17 protein-coding genes are annotated in these 17,772 nt (G+C 64.5%); 7 read left to right on the top strand and 10 right to left on the bottom strand.

Annotated elements, in window-relative coordinates; all coding sequences use genetic code 11:
• From AC04SH_RS11605 to hemP, 5 genes are read right to left on the bottom strand one after another with little or no spacing between them, the layout of a single operon-like run.
• On the bottom strand, window positions 1–789 hold the full coding sequence (locus AC04SH_RS11605) for a heme ABC transporter ATP-binding protein (RefSeq protein WP_477231290.1): 789 nt from the start codon (window positions 787–789) through the stop codon (window positions 1–3).
• A gap of 23 nt (window positions 790–812) precedes the next feature.
• Complete coding sequence (locus AC04SH_RS11600) at window positions 813–1,910, bottom strand: FecCD family ABC transporter permease (protein WP_477231291.1); 1,098 nt, start codon at window positions 1,908–1,910, stop codon at window positions 813–815.
• A gap of 4 nt (window positions 1,911–1,914) precedes the next feature.
• A complete protein-coding gene (locus AC04SH_RS11595) occupies window positions 1,915–2,817 on the bottom strand; it encodes a heme/hemin ABC transporter substrate-binding protein (RefSeq protein WP_488575107.1) in 903 nt (300 codons plus the stop codon).
• The gene (locus tag AC04SH_RS11590; protein ID WP_488575106.1) at window positions 2,814–3,881 is read right to left on the bottom strand and encodes a hemin-degrading factor; all 1,068 of its coding nucleotides are present in this window, start codon (window positions 3,879–3,881) and stop codon (window positions 2,814–2,816) included. The genes AC04SH_RS11595 and AC04SH_RS11590 overlap by 4 nt, the downstream gene beginning before the upstream one ends.
• 32 nt (window positions 3,882–3,913) lie before the next feature.
• Window positions 3,914–4,120 carry a hemin uptake protein HemP gene (gene hemP / locus AC04SH_RS11585; protein ID WP_023673860.1) on the bottom strand — a complete coding sequence of 69 codons (207 nt, stop codon included), beginning with the start codon at window positions 4,118–4,120 and terminating at the stop codon, window positions 3,914–3,916.
• Here hemP and AC04SH_RS11580 point away from each other — a divergent pair.
• The 5 genes from AC04SH_RS11580 (at window position 4,113) to hmuQ (ending at window position 8,452) form a co-directional block, all read left to right on the top strand.
• On the top strand, window positions 4,113–4,418 hold the full coding sequence (locus AC04SH_RS11580) for a hypothetical protein (protein ID WP_488575105.1): 306 nt from the start codon (window positions 4,113–4,115) through the stop codon (window positions 4,416–4,418). The two genes, hemP and AC04SH_RS11580, sit on opposite strands and share 8 nt — an antisense overlap.
• Window positions 4,376–6,535 carry a TonB-dependent hemoglobin/transferrin/lactoferrin family receptor gene (locus AC04SH_RS11575; RefSeq protein ID WP_488575104.1) on the top strand — a complete coding sequence of 720 codons (2,160 nt, stop codon included), beginning with the start codon at window positions 4,376–4,378 and terminating at the stop codon, window positions 6,533–6,535. The genes AC04SH_RS11580 and AC04SH_RS11575 overlap by 43 nt, the downstream gene beginning before the upstream one ends.
• Before the next feature lie 4 nt (window positions 6,536–6,539).
• Window positions 6,540–6,980 carry a hypothetical protein gene (locus tag AC04SH_RS11570; protein ID WP_488575103.1) on the top strand — a complete coding sequence of 147 codons (441 nt, stop codon included), beginning with the start codon at window positions 6,540–6,542 and terminating at the stop codon, window positions 6,978–6,980.
• 127 nt (window positions 6,981–7,107) lie between these two features.
• Entirely contained in the window at window positions 7,108–8,079 is a 972-nt protein-coding gene (locus tag AC04SH_RS11565; RefSeq protein ID WP_192257426.1) for an energy transducer TonB family protein, read from the top strand.
• Between the two features lie 58 nt (window positions 8,080–8,137).
• The gene (hmuQ, locus tag AC04SH_RS11560; protein ID WP_142865136.1) at window positions 8,138–8,452 is read left to right on the top strand and encodes a heme-degrading protein HmuQ; all 315 of its coding nucleotides are present in this window, start codon (window positions 8,138–8,140) and stop codon (window positions 8,450–8,452) included.
• Between the two features lie 35 nt (window positions 8,453–8,487).
• On the opposite strand, the gene AC04SH_RS11555 is transcribed toward hmuQ, so the two are convergent.
• The gene (locus AC04SH_RS11555) at window positions 8,488–9,540 is read right to left on the bottom strand and encodes a glycosyltransferase (protein ID WP_477231298.1); all 1,053 of its coding nucleotides are present in this window, start codon (window positions 9,538–9,540) and stop codon (window positions 8,488–8,490) included.
• Window positions 9,541–9,631: 91 nt separating this feature from the next.
• The gene (gene putA / locus AC04SH_RS11550; protein ID WP_477231299.1) at window positions 9,632–13,240 is read right to left on the bottom strand and encodes a bifunctional proline dehydrogenase/L-glutamate gamma-semialdehyde dehydrogenase PutA; all 3,609 of its coding nucleotides are present in this window, start codon (window positions 13,238–13,240) and stop codon (window positions 9,632–9,634) included.
• Between the two features lie 164 nt (window positions 13,241–13,404).
• Here putA and AC04SH_RS11545 point away from each other — a divergent pair, with 164 nt between their 5' ends.
• On the top strand, window positions 13,405–13,857 hold the full coding sequence (locus AC04SH_RS11545) for an Lrp/AsnC family transcriptional regulator (RefSeq protein WP_112565348.1): 453 nt from the start codon (window positions 13,405–13,407) through the stop codon (window positions 13,855–13,857).
• A gap of 4 nt (window positions 13,858–13,861) precedes the next feature.
• Here AC04SH_RS11545 and AC04SH_RS11540 read toward each other — a convergent pair whose 3' ends face one another.
• The gene (locus tag AC04SH_RS11540; RefSeq protein ID WP_477231300.1) at window positions 13,862–15,061 is read right to left on the bottom strand and encodes a cytochrome-c peroxidase; all 1,200 of its coding nucleotides are present in this window, start codon (window positions 15,059–15,061) and stop codon (window positions 13,862–13,864) included.
• Between the two features lie 4 nt (window positions 15,062–15,065).
• The gene (locus tag AC04SH_RS11535) at window positions 15,066–15,509 is read right to left on the bottom strand and encodes a FixH family protein (RefSeq protein ID WP_477231301.1); all 444 of its coding nucleotides are present in this window, start codon (window positions 15,507–15,509) and stop codon (window positions 15,066–15,068) included.
• Window positions 15,510–15,665: 156 nt separating this feature from the next.
• Here AC04SH_RS11535 and AC04SH_RS11530 point away from each other — a divergent pair, with 156 nt between their 5' ends.
• On the top strand, window positions 15,666–16,586 hold the full coding sequence (locus AC04SH_RS11530; RefSeq protein WP_477231302.1) for a sugar kinase: 921 nt from the start codon (window positions 15,666–15,668) through the stop codon (window positions 16,584–16,586).
• A gap of 4 nt (window positions 16,587–16,590) precedes the next feature.
• Here the strand turns inward: AC04SH_RS11530 and AC04SH_RS11525 are convergent, their stop codons facing one another.
• A complete protein-coding gene (locus tag AC04SH_RS11525) occupies window positions 16,591–17,616 on the bottom strand; it encodes an aldose epimerase family protein (protein WP_477231938.1) in 1,026 nt (341 codons plus the stop codon).
• Window positions 17,617–17,772: the final 156 nt, after the last annotated feature.

Here is a 17,772-nt window from a genome sequence, read left to right as displayed (position 1 = left end):
CTAGGCAGCCGACTGCGGCAAAACAAACGGCATATTGGTGGCCGGCAACACGCCGACACGTAGCCGGCAATCGAAAACCTTCTCGATCAGGTCGTCGCTCAGCACCTCTTGCGGCGAACCGTCAACGGCGAGCCTGCCGCGATGCATGACGAAAACCCGGTCCGCATACATGGCCGTCAGATTGAGGTCGTGCAGGATGGCGATCACGCCGCCGCCGCGCCGGGCGAAATCGCGAGCAATGTTCATGATGATCAGCTGGTGCTTGATGTCGAGGCTGGAAACCGGCTCGTCGAGGAAGAGATAACGCGGCTTGCCGTCGAGCACCGGCGCCCAGACCTGGCACAGCACGCGTGCCAGTTGCACACGCTGCTGCTCGCCGCCCGAAAGCTCCTGGTAGAACCGGCCGGCAAAGCCGTCGAGATCCACACGAGCCAGCGCCCGCTCCGGCAGTCGTTCGTTTTCGCCCGGCAGCACGCCGGAGCGGCCGCCGACAAGGCCGAGCCTGACCACTTCGCGCACCGTGAATGGAAAGGACAGCGTCGTCGCCTGCGGCAGCACGGCACGCACTATAGCGGCCTCCACCGGCTTCATCGCGGCGAGGTCGAGGCCGTTGACGGCAACCATTCCGGTAAACGCCAGATCGCCCGACAAGGCCTTCAGAAAGGTGGTCTTGCCCGAACCGTTGGGCCCGACGATGGCCGCGATCTCACCCGGCCGCGCGACAAAATCGACATCGGTGACAATGCGCTTGCCGCCGATCGCCACCGAGACATTGCGTGCTTCGATCATGCCCGCCTCACAGGTTTCAAGTCTCACAAGTCGATTACGCCGCGCTTGCGCAGCAGGATCCAAAGGAAGAACGGCGCGCCGGCGGTCGCGGTGACGATGCCGATCGGCAATTCGGCCGGCGCCACGATGACGCGGGCGACGGCATCGGCCAGAAGCAGTATCGAGGCGCCGAGCAGCGCCGAGGCCGGCAAGAGATAGCGATTGTCCGGACCGATCAGCAGCCGCAGCAGATGCGGCACGACGATGCCGACGAAACCGATGCCGCCGCTGACAGCGACCGAAGCGCCGACTGCCGCCGAGACGCCGACGATCGCGGTGTATTTCAGTCGCTGCACCGGGATGCCGAGATGGCCGGCGGTCGCCTCGCCAAGTGCCAGCGCATTGAGCCCGCGGGCCAAAAACGGCATTGCCGCCAGCGCCAGAACGATGATCGGGCCGACGGAGGCGATCTTCGGCCAGGTGGCGCCGCCAAGCGAACCCAGTTGCCAGAAGGTCAGGTCGCGCAGTTGCCGGTCGTCGGCCATGAAGATGAGGATGCCGGTCAGCGCCATGGCAAGGGCGGCGAGCGCAATGCCGGCAAGCAGCATGGTGGCGACCGACGTGCGCCCCTGCCGCGTGGCGACGCGGTAGAGCACCAGCGTCACCGCGAGGCCGCCGCAAAAGGCGGCGAGCGGCAAGGCCATGCTGCCCAGCGCCAAAGTCAGCGGCGCCAGCCAGGTCGTCCCAAGCACGATGACGGCGACGGCGCCCAGGCTCGATCCGGCGGAAACGCCGATCAGGCCGGGATCGGCAAGCGGATTGCGAAACAGGCCCTGCATCACCGCGCCCGACACAGCCAGTGCCGCCCCGATGAGCACGCCGAGCAGCACGCGCGGCATGCGGATGTCGTAGACTATCAGCCGGTCGCGAGCGGCGAGTGCAGCATCGGCTGGGACAGCGCCGATCAGCCAGTCACGAATGACGCCGACGGCCGACGCATCGGAGGCGCCCGATGTCAGCGACAGGAACATGGAAAGCGCAAGCACCAGGCACAGGAGCAAAATAACCAGGCGCGCGCGCCCCGAACGATCGCCTTCGGCCACCACCTTGCTCGCCGCGCCGGCGATCGACTGATCCACCATCGGCTCAGTCCGTGACCTGACTGCCATAGAGCGAGACGGCCAAATCGTGGATGGCGTTGGCCGTGCGCGGCCCGAAGCCGAGGAGATAGCTGCCGTCCATCAGGATCAGTTTGCGGCCTTCACCCGCCGGAGTCGAGGTGATCGACGGGATGGCGAACAGGTCAGCCTCCGCAATCGGCGGTCCGGCATTCTTCATCGCCAGGATCACGTCGGGCCTGGCGGTGACGATGGCCTCGTCGGACATCGCCTTGTAGCCGGAAAAGCCTTCGACCGCATTGACCGCGCCGGCGAGCTTGATGATGCCGTCGCCGGCAGTGTCGCTGCCGGCGGCGAGGATCTTGCCGCCCCGGATCGACAGCACGAACAGGATGCGCTTGCGCTCCTTGATCGACGCCGTTTGTTTTTCGGCCGCCTTCAGCTTGGCATCGGTCTCGGCAGCAAGCGTCTCGGCCTTGGCGTCGACGCCGAGCGCCTTGCCGACGATGCGGATCTTTTCCAGGATGCCGTCATGGCTATAGTGCTCGGGCACGTCGATGAACGGTACGCTCGACTTTTTCAGCACATCGACCGCTTCCTTCGGCCCGCTGCCATGCAGCGCCAGGATGCCGGACGGATTGACCGACAAAACACCCTCCGCCGACAGCTGGCGCATGTAGCCGACGTCGGGCAGCGCCATCGCGGCGGCGGGGTAGCGGCTGGTCGAATCGCGGGCGACGAGATGGCCCTCTTCGCCAAGCGCGTAGACGATCTCGGTGATGGAGCCGCCGATCGCCGCGATCCGCGACGTGTCGGCAAACACGGCAACGCCTTCAGCGGCGCGTGCTGGCAAGGCGGCAATCAGCAGCGAAAGGCCGATCGCCGGAGCAAGCCGCAAGCTGAACAGCTTGGGAGAAGAAAACATGGTCATGGGTCCTCAGGCTGCGTCGGGCTTGGAATGCGCGGCAGGTTTTCGGCCAGGAACCGCCAGTCGTCGCGCTCGCCCTCGCCTTCATGGCGCTTGCCGAAGAACTGGATGATCATCTTGCCGTCGGCGCCATAGGCTTCGAGCGAGGTGACATGACCGTCCTTGGTCGGCTTGCGCACGGCCCAGACCTCCTGGATGTGATCGGTGCGCAAATGCAGGTGGAAGGTCTCGTCCAGGACGTTGATCCAGGGCCCCATCGGTTTGATCGACTTGACCGGGCCTGAATGGATCTGGATGCAGCCGCGGTTGCCGACGAAGCACATGATCGGCATGCCGCCGGCGGCGGCATGATGGAACATGGCGCTGACGGCGTCATTGTCGAGCAGCCAGGCATAATCCTGGCCGACCATGCGCACGGCCTGGCGGCGGCTGAGTTTCAGCGCCTTCAGCATGCCGAAGAACTGGTGCACATCAGTCAGCCGGCTCCAGCGGTCACGCAGATCATCGATGTTTGCGGCGACGCCTGGCGTTTCGGCGTCGTCCTCGGCCAAGCCTGCGACAGAAACGGTCGGCTCCTGGTTCGACGATTCGAGCGCCGCCACCAGCTTCTGGTAGGCATAGAGATTGGACGCCGGCCGCAGATGCACCTTGTGCACGGCATCGCCTGCCGCGTCGAAGAATTGCAGGCTGCGGCGGATGTCGCCGCCGTCGCGCTTTTCCACGGCAAAACCATGCGCCCAGACTTTCGGAAAGACGCGCAGGTCGATGTTTTCGCCGAGCACCATGGCATTGTGCGTGCCCGGCACGACCTTGTCATAGACGCCGATCTTCTCGTGCACCGCGCTTTCGTTGCGGGTCAGCGCCATCACTTCGCCGACGGCGTCGAGGCCGGTCAGCAGATCATTGACGCGCGGCTCGACGCGCACGACGCCGTCGCCGCAATGCGCAGCGACCAGTTCTGCCTCGGAAATACCGAGCTCGGCGGCAAGGTCGCGCTCGCGCGCTTTCGGATTGTCTGCCCGCGCCCGTCGGATTTCATGCGGAGCGGGTTTTACGCGCTGGTCCATGTCCTGCTTACCTGTCTGCCCTGTCTGGTTCGTTACTTGTTGAGGATGAGCTTGCCCTGACGGGTGATCTTGAGCCGATAGAGCGCGCCATGGTGCTCGATGCCGATCTCGTGCTCGCCCTGGAACAGCGTGTTGGACGACAAGGTCCTCACCGCCAGCGGCACCCGGTCGAAGCGGGTCGGCGTCTCCTCGGAACGGCGGACGCGGTAACGGAAGTCGTTGGGATTGTGGGTGTTCATTTCTGTCTATCCCTTTCCTGTGCCGGGCGTCTGGCTAGGCGTTGCAAAAATGCCGATTAATTTCTTGACTCGAATAATCATGTTTACTAGTCAGTGCATTACAGGACTAAATGAGTCAAGATTTAAGACGCCGGACGAAATGAAAAATGCCAGCGAGCGCCGCCGCCAGCCAGCATCGAACCTGGAGTTGGGGCAATGGGGTTGGCAAATCGTGGACGACTGGATCTGGCAAACGCCGATCCGGCGCATCGGCCTATGGCAAAGACAGTGGCAGTTCTGCTTGCGGGAGTGGCAGTGATCGTGCTGCTGACGCCGCCAGCCGGCGCTCAACAAACCGCTCACCCAGACGCTGACCAGCAACAGGCCGACCAGACCAAGAAAACCGAGGACACCAAGCCCGCGCCTACCGGCGTGACACTGCTCGACAAGATCCTCGTCATCAGCCGCACCGGCGAAACGGCAATCGAATCGCTGGCCTCGGCCAGCCATGTCGACCAGGAACAGCTGGACCGCCGCATGGCGACGACACCCAATGAAATGCTGCTCGGCGTGCCGGGCGTCACCGCGCAGGCCGACGCACGGCGCGTCAGCTCCAGCATCAACATCCGCGGCCTGCAGGATTTCGGCCGCGTCGCGGTCATCGTCGACGGCGCCAGGCAGAATTTCCAGCGCTCCGACCACGGCACGCAGTCGACCTTCTATGTCGATCCCGAACTCATCAAATCCGTCGATGTAATCCGCGGACCGGTCGCCAACACCTATGGCTCCGGCGCCATTGGCGGCGTCGTCTTCTTCGACACCAAGGATGCGGAGGATTTCCTCAGGCCGGGCGAAACCTGGGGCGCATCGGTCACCGGGCGCTATGAAAGCAACGGCAAGGGCTGGACCACCAGCGCCAGCGGCGCTTACAAGTTCAACGACAACTGGGACGTCCTGGGCAATATCGTCTACCGCGACTACGACGACTACAAGAATGGCAGCGGCGACACCGTCGCCGGCACCGGCTTCGACGTGCTGAGCGGCCTGCTCAAGACCACCATCCGCCCGAGTGAAAACAGCGAATTGAAGCTCGGCTGGGTCGGCTCGAACGATGGCTGGACGGAAACCAGCGGCAGCGTGCCGGCGAATGACGTCGACCTGAAGTCGAACACCTTCACCGCCCGCTACAATATCACCGACGACGCCAAGAGCTGGCTCGATCTCCACATCAACGCCTCCTACAACAAGACCAATCTCGACCTGACCACGCTTGTTCCGCAAAACCGGTTCGATCCGGTCACCGGCCTCCCCGTCGTGCTTCCGGCAGGCTCGACGTCGACCTTCGATGTCGGCACCACCGGCATCGACATCTGGAACACGTCGCGCTTCGAGACCGCTGGCATCGCGCACGAGCTGACCTATGGCGGCGACTGGGTCGGCGACGATGTCGAGACCGGCGGCACGTCGGGCGGCGACAGCTTCTACACGCCGTCGGGCAAGCGCAACGTTTCGGGCGCCTATATCCAGGACAAGCTGAGCTGGAACTGGCTCGAAGTCATCACCGGTCTGCGTTACGACAATTACAGCCTGAAGGATTCGGACAACGAAACCTCAGGCGACAGGCTGTCGCCGCGCATCACCCTTGGCCTCTCGCCCTTCGAAAGCGCCAGCCTGGCTGGCCTGCAATTCTATGGCACCTACGCCGAAGGCTACCGCTCGCCGTCGCTGACGGAGACGCTGATCAGCGGCAATCATCCGGCCGGCGTCACCTTCCCGTTCCTGCCCAACCCGAACCTGCGGCCTGAAACCGGCAAGACCACCGAATTCGGCGTCAACTACAAGCTGAACGATATCATCGAAGCCGGCGACGCATTTCGGCTTAAGGCCGCCTACTTCCACAATGATGTCGACGACTACATCGAGGGCGTCACGCTGTCGCCGTTCGACCCGACCAGCGGCTGCCCGTTCGGCCCCGGCATCCCGATCTGCTTCCAGTACCAGAACTTCGCCCAGGCCAAGATCAACGGCTTCGAACTGGAAAGCGTCTACGATGCCGCCTGGGGCTATGCCGGGCTCTCGGCCTCGATCATCAACGGCCACACCATCTCCTATGAAGGTGAGCGGGCCGACCTTGCCACCATCCCGTCCTCGCAGGTCACCGGGCAGCTCGGCTTCCGCTTCCTCGAGGACAAGCTTACAGTCGGCGGCGAGGTGCAGTACAACGGCAAGCCGAAGGGCAATCCTGTTGCCAAGGATTATACGCTGGTCAACGCCTTCGCCAGTTACCAGGCAACCGACAATTTGAAGGTGGACTTCCGCGCCGACAATTTGTTCGATGTCAAATACACCAACCCGCTGAACGGCGGCACCACCGCCGTCATCTACGAGCCCGGCATCACGCTGAAGCTGGCCGCAACCATGCGCTTTGGAGGCTGACACCATGACAAGCTTGACGACATCGCTTCGTCTCCTGACCTCGACGCTGGCGATGTCGCTTGGCTTGGCGTCGGCGTGGGCGCAGCCCGCGCCGGCGCCGCAACTCAGCCTCGAACTCAATGCCGCGCAGCCCTCCGACAAGGGTTGCCGCCTGACTTTCGTCGTCAACAATGCGCTCGGCGCCGATCTGTCCAAGGCGGCCTTCGAGATCGCGTTGTTCAACGAGGCCGGCGTCGTCGACCGTCTGAGCGTGCTCGACTTCAAGGATCTGCCCGCCGGCAAGACCAAGGTGACCCGCTTCGACCTCGCCGGCACCAACTGCACCAAACTCAGCCGCGTGCTGATCAACAGCGCCACCGAATGCGCCGGCACCGGCGTGGAGCCGGAAGCCTGCATGCGCGGTCTGAAGACGCAGACCAAGACCGGTATCGCTTTCGGCGTCTGAGGTGGGCCTGCATCCCACCTTCAAGCACAACAGCGCGGCTTGGCCCGTCTCCGGCCCGCCGTCATGGCCGGCAACCGATCTTGATTTGACAATCCCGCCTCGCTCGCGGCAGGTCTCGCCGCGACACATGCAGGACATCAGCCCCCTCCCCGACGACGCCGGCAACGAACTGGCGATTGCGCCGCCCGTGCCGCTTGAGCAGGCGCGTCCGTCAGCAGGAGACCGCAAATGGACGATGGCGATCATCGCTTCCTGCCTGTTCCATGCTGCGGCAGCGGCGGCGTTTTTTATCGCGCCGGCTGGAACATTCGATTCAAGCAACGCGATACAATCCGAAGGCACCGATCAACCGGGCGCCGACGTGGTCGGCAGCGCTTTGGATAGCCAGGCGCCCGACGCGATCGATGTCGCCTTGGTGACCGATCCGCAGCCGCCCAAGCCCGAGGCTGTTCAACCCGCCCCGCCAACCGAGGCGCCTCAATCCGTCAAGGAGCCGCCGGCACCCAAGCCTGCGCCGGAGGCTGCCGAACAGGCAACCGTCGCTCCAGATACACTGACGGCCGCCATCCCGAATGATAAAAGTGTCGCCCCAGCGGTTGAGAGGTCGACACCGCCAGCGGTTCAACCGCAAAGTTCAGAGGCGCCTCCCGCCGCCGAGCCTCCTGTTGATTTGCCTGCCGCCAAGCCGCCGGTCCCGAGCCCGAGGCCAAGCGCACCAGCCGGATCGGGAGAGGTTCGCGGCGCGGCAGATGGCGAGGAGCGCGACGCGCCAGCGGTTGCTAGCAAGGGCAAAAAACAGGGCGCGGCCGGCAATGCGATGGAAGCCCGCTACAGCGGTGAAATTCAAAAGAAGCTTGCTCGCGCCAACCGCCGCGTTTCGAAAGCGATTCAAGAAAAGGCCAGCAACAATGCCAGGGTCGTCTTCGTCGTCATGGCCGATGGCAGCATCGGCGAGGTACAGCTTGCCGAAAGTTCAGGGTCGGATGAGCTTGACCAATTCGCCTTGAAGCTGGTGCGCCAGCAGGCGCCCTTCCCGCCCATTCCACCGGAGACCGGCAGATCAAGCTGGGTGTTCAGGGCGCGGATCGGTCCGTTTTAAGAATCTGCGCCCCGCAATCTCTTCAATGCCCGAGGTAACCCATTCAGAAAGGACGCCAATGTACATCGCCATGAACCGCTTCAAGGTCCAGAACGGCTCGGAGGCCGCCTTCGAGGATGTCTGGAAGAACCGCGATTCCAGCCTCTCGGAGATGAAAGGTTTTAGGGAATTCCATTTGCTGCGCGGCCCGGTCAACGAGACCGAGGGCTACACGCTGTTTGCCTCGCACACGGTGTGGGCAAGCCATGAGGATTTTGTCGCCTGGACCAAATCCGAGAATTTCCGCGCCGCCCACCGCAACGCCGGCACCTCGAAGGTGCACTATCTCGGCCATCCGCAGTTCGAAGGCTTCTCGGTCGTCGAAGGCGCCTGAGATATTTTCGCCTCAGGCAGCCGCATTCGGGACCGTCAAGCCCGACCGATCAATCGCCGCAAAGAGCGGGTGACGCGCTTGCGCAGCCATCGCAACCGGCCTCTGCGATCCAGAAAGGGCGGGACGCGCGGATCATCTCCCAGGCGGCCGAACCGCCTGATGTGTTGCGCCAGGAATCCAGGCACGAACTCGCGGCCATTGACGGCACCGAGCCGCTCGGCATTGGCGAGCACATAGTCGAGAACATCCGTACCCAACGTGATCTCATGCGTACGATAGGCCGCCGACTGCTGCACGTGGCCTCCGGCATAGGAGACGCCGGCCGATGCGTTGGCGCCGTGCAGGCGATAGAGGCCGAGACATTCCGACAAGAGCAGGCTGCCGGCCGACAGATGCGCGCATGTCGCAGCCAGATAGTCGGTCCCTATCCTGGTCTTGAAGGGGAACGCCAGAACCGGTTCCAGTGCGCCACGCCTGAAAACCATCGATGATGTCGGCGCCCACATCCAGCCATAGACCCCTGGCCCAAAATAGATGACCGGATGATCCGATGCATAGGCGAACTCGGGCGCCATCTCGCCAAGCTCCTTGCCGGCCGGGATGATGGTCCCGAGGCTATCCGGCTTCGGACGCGGCTTGCGCAACAGGACATAGGTGCCGCCCAGCAACGTTCGGTCGCCATCGACCAGGAACACGTCTGAACTGGACAGCGCCGCAGAGCGCACTGCATTGAGATGGGCCGAAATATGCGCCAGCAGAAAATCCGGCAGCCAGACGTCATCCGCGTCAAGGAACGCTACGAACGGCGCATCGGTCGCTGCGAAGCCGTCGCGAAATCCCGCGATTTGCCCGCCATTCTCGGAACGGACCAGCAGACGAAAGCGCGGATCGTCTATTGTCTGGAGGAGTTGCCGGATATGTTCGGCCGAGCCATCGGTCGAGGCATCGTCAACGATGACGCAGTCCCATCTCTGATAGGTTTGCGTCAGGACCGAACGAATCGCGTCCTCGACATAGGGCCGGTAGTTGTGACTGGTGATAACCACCGACACGCGCGGCAGCTCAAACGGTCGGAACGTGTCTTCCATCTGATCGGCTGCGCCTGCTCAAGTTGCTGCCCTGTAGCATTAGCGCATACCCTTACAATCCAACGCAGGCAAGCGAGCCGCGAAAAGCCCCCTACGCCGCGGCCAGCAGGCTGGCATTGCCGCCGGCAGCGGTGGTGTCGACGCAGACGGCGCGTTCATGCGCATAGGCCGCCGGGTTGAGCACTTCGCTGACCAGCGGCACGATCGGGCCGCTCCGGTTGGCGATGACCTTGCGCACGATCCGGGCTGCTTCCGGCTTGCCCGAGAAGGCGACAACATCGACGCGCAGCGAACGCGCCTCGACCGGGTCGGGCCGGCCATCTATGGCTGCCAACGGCAGCCCCTTGCCGGTCAACGCGGAGAGGGCTGCCGGCGCGCCGGGCGCCACGGCCAGCACCGCGTTGCCGGCGGCAAGCGCCTGGATCGTCTGGGCAAGCAGCGTGTCGGCGTCCGGCCCGAGGCACAGCACCCGGCCGCGCGGCGACAGCGACAGCGTGTTGGCCTCGCCGGTCGGCCCGGGCAGGTCGACCTGGCCGAAATCGATTGCAGCGGCAGCGCCGATCGCCGCTGCACCCTTGCCGCGCAGATGCTTTCTCAAAATGGCGATGCGGTCCGGCCGCGTCGACCAGCCGCCAAGCGTCGGCTCGGGCAGATTGTCGGCGAGTTCGGTCGCCGTCACCTTGTGGCCCTCGGCAATCTCGGTGCCGGCCTCCGGCCCCTTGCGGAAACGCCGGAGATAGTGCGGCCCGCCGGCCTTCGGCCCGGTTCCCGAAAGCCCCTCGCCGCCGAATGGCTGCGAACCGACGACGGCGCCGATCTGGTTGCGATTGACATAGATGTTGCCGGCATGGATGCCGTCGACAAAATGCTGGACGCGGCCCTCGATGCGGGTGTGCAGGCCGAAGGTGAGGCCATAACCCTTGCGGTTGATGGCGGCGATAACGGCGTCGATCCCGTCGGCGTCGAAGCTGGCGACATGCAGCACCGGCCCGAACACCTCGCGCTCCATCTCCTCGATGCCTTTGACCCGAAAGACATGCGGCGCGACGAAGCGGCCATCCTTCGGCGCCTCAAGTTTGGCGATCAGCCGGCCCTGCAGGCCCATCGTGGTGCAATACTCGCGGATCGAGCTCTGCGCCTCATCGTCGATCACCGGACCGACATCGGTCGAAATCTGCCAGGGATCGCCAATGGTGAGCGCCTCCATGGCGCCCTTCAGCATCTCCAGCATCTTCTTCTCGACGTCCTTCTGCACATACAGCACGCGCAGCGCCGAGCAGCGCTGGCCGGCGCTCTGGAAGGCCGACGCCAGGATGTCGCGCACCGCCTGTTCGGGCAGCGCGGTAGAATCCACGATCATGGCGTTGAGGCCGCCGGTCTCGGCGATCAGCATGGCATCAGGCGCTGCCGTCTCGGCCAACTGCTTTTCGATCAGCTTGGCGACCTCGGTCGAGCCAGTGAAGCAGACGCCGGCAATGCGCGGATCCGCAGCCAGCGGTCCGCCGACCGACGGGCCATCGCCGGGTAGAAGCTGGATGACATCCTCCGGCACGCCGGCCTCGCGCAGCAGTTCGACGGCGCGGAAGGCGATCAGCGGCGTCTGTTCGGCCGGCTTGGCGATGACCGAATTGCCGGTGACGAGCGCGGCCGCGATCTGGCCGGTGAAGATGGCGAGCGGGAAGTTCCATGGCGAGATGCAGACTATGGCGCCGCGCGCCTCGGTGCCCGCTTCATTGTTCGCCGCTTCGGCAGCGTAGTAGCGCAGGAAGTCGACGGCTTCGCGCACTTCCGCCACACCGTCGGCCAGCGACTTGCCGGCCTCGCGGGTGGCGAGCGCGAAGAACTCGACGGCATTGGCCTCATAGAGATCGGCGGCGCGGTTGAGGATCGCGGCGCGCTCGGTGACGGGACGTTTTGCCCAGGCCGGCTGCGCTTCCACCGCGAAGCGCACGGCGGTCGCGACCTGCTTGGCGGCGGCTTCGGCGACCGTGCCGACGATCTCGGCAGGCTTCGCCGGATTGACCACAGGGCGCTGCTTGCCATAGCCGGCGGCGCGCGTGATCGGCTTGGCATGCCAGCGCTCGGGCCCGGCAAAGGCCGCCTTGGCTTTGTCGATCGCCGCCAGCGTCACCGGATCGGTGATGTCGAACCCCTTCGAATTGCGGCGGCCAGCGCCGAAGATCGTCGCCGGACGAGCGATTGCCGGATTGGCGGCCGGACCCTGGTTCTCGACCGTTTCGAGCGGATCACGCGCAATATCCTCCGGCTCGACATCCTCGTCGGTGAGCTGATGGACGAAAGAGGAGTTGGCGCCATTCTCAAGCAGACGACGCACCAGATAGGCCAAAAGATCGGAGTGCGCGCCCACCGGCGCATAGATGCGGCAGCGCGTGCCTTCGGCCTGGCGCACTGTCTCATGCAGCGCCTCGCCCATGCCGTGCAGGCGCTGGAACTCGAAGGCGTCGCGATTGTCGGCCATCGACAGGATGGCGGCGACGGTATGGGCATTGTGGGTGGCGAATTGCGGATAGATGCGGTCAGTCATCGACAGCAGCTTCTTAGCGCAGGCGATGTAGGAAACGTCGGTGTTGGCCTTGCGGGTGAAGACGGGGTAGCCGGAAAGTCCGAGCGTCTGCGCCCGCTTGATTTCGGTGTCCCAATAGGCGCCCTTGACCAGCCGCACCATGATGTTGCGGTCGTACTTTTTCGCCAGCGCATAGAGCCAGTCGATGGTGAAGGCCGCGCGTGGCCCATAGGCCTGGACGACGACGCCAAAGCCGTTCCAGCCGGCAAGCTCCGGCTCGGCCAGCACGCGCTCGATGACATCCAGCGACAGATCCAGCCGGTCGGCTTCCTCGGCATCGATGTTGAGGCCCATGCGCGAATGCCGCGCGGCCAGCGCCAGCGACAGCAGCCGCTCGGCCATGACAGGCAGCATCTTTTCCTTCTGCGCCTCTTCGTAGCGCGGATGCAGCGCCGACAGCTTGACCGAGATGCCGTGGTTCTGGCGGATATCGGGACCGTTGGAGCCGGAATCGAGCGAGGAAATGGCGTCGGCATAGGCCTTGAGATAGCGCAGCGCGTCGGCCTCGGTGCGAGCCGCCTCGCCCAGCATGTCGAAGGAATAGAGATAGCCTTTCTGGATCATCGGCCGGCCGCGCTTGACGGCTTCGGCGATAGTGCGGCCAAGCACGAACTGCTCGCCCATTTCGCGCATGGCGGCGGCCACCGCCTTGCGGATCACCGGTTCGCCCAGCCGCCGCACCATCGAGCGCAGCGTGCCTTCGATGCCGCCCTCGCCCTCGTCGAGCACGCGGCCGGTCAGCATCAGCGCCCAGGTCGAGGCATTGACGAAGATCGAGCTCGAACCGCCCGAATGCGCCGACCAGTCATGCGGCGCGATCTTGTCGGCGATGAGGTCGTCCATGGTCTCGGTGTCGGGCACGCGCAGCAGCGCCTCGGCCAGGCACATCAGCGCCACGCCTTCCTTGGTGGAAAGGCCGTAGGCCGAGAGAAAAACCTCCATCAGCCTGGGGTCGGACGAGCCGCGCACCGCCCGCACCAGGTCGGCGGCACGAGCCGAGATCGCATCGCGGTCTTCGGTAGAAAGCCCGGTTGCTTCGGCAAGCCTCTTCACCGCCGCGTCTTCGTCGGGCAGGTAGTTGGCGCGGATCTGCTGGCGGATGGTGTCGAGCGGCATGGCGGTCCTGCGGAGCGAGCATCAGGGAACGGGCCGGCGGTCGCCGGACCGAATGGCGCAAGCTAGCACAGAGCCGTATTTTCAGCCGGTCCAAAGAAATCGACATGGCAAGCCGATCGATCTATCATTGCGATCAAATCGCCATCAAATGGACTGCAATATCAGTGACAGAAGACCAATTGGACCGCATCGATAAAAACATCCTGTCGTCTCTGGCGCGCGACGGGCGGTTGTCCATGTCGGAGCTGGCCGGCAAGGTCGGCCTATCGAAGACGCCGGTGCAGGCGCGGGTAAAGCGCTTGGAAAAAGACGGCTACATCAGGGGCTACCAGGCGATCATCGACCGCGAGCGCATGGGCGAAGGCCATGTTGCCTTCGTACAGGTCAAACTGTCGGACACGCGCTCGGCCGCGCTCGACGCTTTCAACCGCGCGGTGCAGGCGGTGCCGGAAATCGAGCAGTGCCACATGATGGCGTCGAGCTTCGACTATCTGCTGAAAGTCCGCACCACGGACATCGCCGCCTACCGCCGCGTGCTCGGCGAGCGCATCTCGGCGCTCCCGCACGTCGCCCAGACCTCGACCTTCGTGGCGATGGAGACGGTGAAGGACCGCTGACTCCTCACTCCGACAGCGTCTTCAAGAACGCCACCAGCGCCGCGCGCTCGCGGTCCGACAGTTGCAGCGGGTGCACCTCGGAGGTACCCTCGACAGCAGCGGGTGCCGCCGAATAATGCGCCACCACCTCCTCCAGCGAGGAGAACTGGCCGGCATGCATATAGGGCGGCCTCGTCGCCGCGCCCCGCAACGACGGCGTCTTGTAGGCGCGCATCAGTTCGGGCGCGTCCTTGACCATGAAGCGCAGTTCGCCGCAGGCGCCGGCGCCACCGTCGCGGAAGGCGCCGAAGCAGTTGAAGGGATCAGCCTCGACCTGGGCTATCGCGTCGAAGCGGCCGCGATCCAGCGGCAGGTCCTTGACCGGCGGCACGCCGGTGTTGTGGAAACTGTTGTCGGTGAAGCGCGGCCCGTTGTGGCAGGTCACGCAATTGGCCTTGCCGATGAACAATTTCAGCCCGAGCATTTCCTCCAGCGAAAAGGCATCGTCGGCTTTCGGCTTGGCGCCGGACGCCAGGTCGATGGCAAAACGGTCGAAGCGCGTCTGCGCCGGTTCGATCGACCGTTCGAAGGCGGCGATCGCCTTGCCGATATTGGAAAAGACACGGTTGACATCGTCCATCTGGGCCGCAGTCATCGCCTTCCACGCCGCCTGCTCTGCTTCATTGCCGAGCGGACTGGCATTGGCCGGCACGGCGGAAAGGTCAGGCAGCGGCCCGAAGATCCGCTCGTAGCGCTCGCCGAACCGCTTCTGGATATAATGCGCGAAGGCGGCGCGGTTTCCCGCCTGCTCGAGCGGGTTTTCCAGCGGCGTCAGCGCCTGCGCCCACAGGCTGTCGCGCCGCCCATCCCAGAAGAACCACGGATTGCGCGCTACCCCGGCCAGCGGCATCGAGCGCCTATTGGTGCGGCCGACGCCGACGGCCTGCGGCAGGTCGTCCTGGAATTGCCGGTCGATCTTGTGACAGGTCGAGCACGACACGTTGCCGTCATGGCTCATGCCCTGATCGAAGAACAGAGTGGAGCCCAGGGCCGCCGCGGCGGGCACGTCGGCAAAGCGGTTGGTGGTATCGGGCTTCAGCGCCGGCAAGGCGTTCAGCGCCAGCGAGGCAATGGTCTTCTTCTCGGCATCGGAAAAATCCGGCTTGCCGCAGCCGGCAACCAGCAAAACCGCCGCCAGGGCCAGAAAGCGCAACAGGCAGTTCATCTGGTCACAGCACCACGTTGAAGACGACCGTGTCGGAACCGGCCGCCGCTGAAATGGCGAAGCGCAACTGCCACACGCCGCTCATGGTGAATTTCAGCCCCTCGATGCGGTAGCGCCCCTCGCCCAGATAGTCGGTCGCCTGCGGACTGGTCGGCAGGCCGTGATTGTGCTGCGGCATGCCGCCGGAGACCGAGATCGCCGCGCCTTCCACGGGATTGCCTTTGACCGTCTTCAGGGTGAGCAGCCAGGATTGCAGTTCGCCTTGTTTGATAACGCCCCGCTCCGGCTGGAAACTGGCGACAAACAAGCCGTTCGCCGTTTTCTTCGAGCGCGAAATATCCGGGCCCGGCGCCGATTGCGGCGCGGTCAGATAGACGATCGCCAGTATGCCGGCCAGCAGGGCGGCCAGACCAAGGCCCGCAAGAAGATAACGCCATAGTGATGCCAAACCGGTTCCTCTTCCAAACATAACGTCCCGGGGAGCAATTCGCGTCCCGCCGCTGCTGTGGGAAAACGCTTCTGGCGCAAAAAACCGCCGCCGCCAAGCATGGCGCTGCCGGCCGCAAAAAGCTACAGGACCGAAACCAAACCCCGAGGGAGAGTTATGGCAGCAGACGGCGTCGCTTCGATCGGTGAATGCATGCTCGAACTGTCCGGCCAGACCGGGCCCAACTGGCGCATGGGCTTTGCCGGCGACACGTTCAACACGCTGTGGGCACTGCATGCGCTGAGCGGCGAGAGGCCCGCCACTTACGTCTCTGCCTTTGGCGACGACCCGTTCTCGCAGGGTCAGATCTCGTTCTTCGCCGAAAACGGCATCGGCATCGGCGCCAGCCCGATCATCCCGGGTGCCCGGCCCGGCCTTTACGCCATCACCTTGACCGGCGCCGAACGCGCCTTCACCTATTGGCGCAGCGACGCGGCGGCCAGACGGCTTGCCTCGGACCCGGCGGCCTTGGCAAAAAGCCTTGAAAACCAGGCGCTTGTCTATTTCTCCGGAATCACTTTGGCAATTCTGGACGCCGCCGCGCGCAAGACGTTGCTGGCAGCGGTGGCCAAGGCGCGCGCTGCCGGATCGCTGGTCGCCTTCGACCCTAACTACCGGCCGCGCCTGTGGCACGGCCGCGAGGAGGCGCAAGCCGCGATCCTTAACGCGCTTGCCGTCACCGACATCGCGCTGCCGACCTTTCCCGACGAGCAGATGCTGTTTGGCGATACGGCACCCCAGGTGACCGCCGAGCGGATGGGAAAACTGGTCGGCGAAGTCGTCGTCAAGAATGGCGAGGAGCCGGCGCTGATCGCCACTGGCGGAACCCTGCAGCCCGTTCCGGCCCAGCATGTCGCCACCCCCGTCGACACCACCGGCGCCGGCGATTCCTTCAATGGCGGCTATCTAGCCGCCCGGCTTGCCGGCCATGCGCCAGCAGAGGCCGTGCAGCACGCGCATCGTGTCGCCGCCGCCGTCGTGCAGGTGCGCGGCGCGCTGGCGCCGTTCGAGGTTCTAAGAACCGCTTTCGAAGGCTAAGACCTTAGGGAAGCCGGAAGCGATATTCCGTCACCTGATGATAGATCTGCCCCGGCCACAAAGTGGCTTGCGGGAAATAGGGCCGGTTGGGCGCGTCGGGCCAGGCCTGTGCTTCGAGGCAAAAACCGGAAAACGCCTTGTAGCGCCGCCCGTCCAGGCCGCCCGACGTCGGCACGACATATTGGCCGGTGTAAAGCTGCAGGCCGGGCTCGGTGGTCCAGACCTCCATCTCGACGCCTGAACTGGCGCCTTGCGCCCACGCCACCTGGTGAAGCGGGCCTCGAGCTGACGCCAGACAGAAGTTGACGTCGTAGGCGAGCTGCTCGCCTTCTGTTTCCATGCGCAGCGGCCGCGCCTGGCGGAAGTCAAAAGGGGTATCGTCGACAGGCTTGACGACACCGGTCGGGATCATCTCGCCATCAACCGGCGTGTAGGCGCCGGCATTCAGCATCAGCCGGTGATCGAGGATGTCACCGGTGCCGCCATCGTCGAGATTGAAGTAGGAATGCTGCGCCAGATTGCACAGCGTCGGCTCCTCGCAGGTGGCGGTGAGCTCCATCGAGAGCGTGCCGGGGATCTTCAGCCGGTAGGTGCAGGTGACGTCGAGCGCGCCGGGAAAGCCCATCGTGCCGTCGGGATCGTGCAGCGTCAGCGTGACAAAATCCCGGCCGTGCAGCGAAACCGTCCATGGCCGGTGGAAAAAACCCCGCGAACCGCCATGCAGCGTGTGCTTGCCGAGGAAATTGCGCTCGGTCTGGTAGCGCTGGCCGGCAATGGTGAAGCGGCCGTCGCGGATGCGGTTGGCATAACGACCGACGACCGCGCCGAAGAAGGCCCGGTCGGTCTCGTAGGGCTCGAAGCGGTCATAGCCCAGCACCAGCGGCGCATCGTGGCCGGCGAGCCGCAGATCCTGGATGATGGCGCCGAGCCCGATGATGTTGGCGCTGATGCCGCCGCCACGGATGGTGAAACGGCGGACGGGTTCGCCCGCCTGGGTCGTGCCGAAGACTTCGCCGTCCTTCATCGCTATGCCCAAATGCTATTTCGTGGATCTGTCGACTTAGAGCAATTCCAGGAAAAGTGTGAAACGGTTTTCCGTCCGGAATTGCGAAAAACAAAGAGATAGAGCGGTTCGGCGTTTCCGCTGAACCGCTCTAGGCCGGCTGAATGTCATCTGGCAAGGGCA

It is taken from the genome of Mesorhizobium sp. CNPSo 4688 (genome assembly GCF_057784295.1).
The sequence above is the reverse complement of the archived record's forward strand: the minus strand, read 5'-3'. Positions and strand labels throughout refer to the sequence as shown.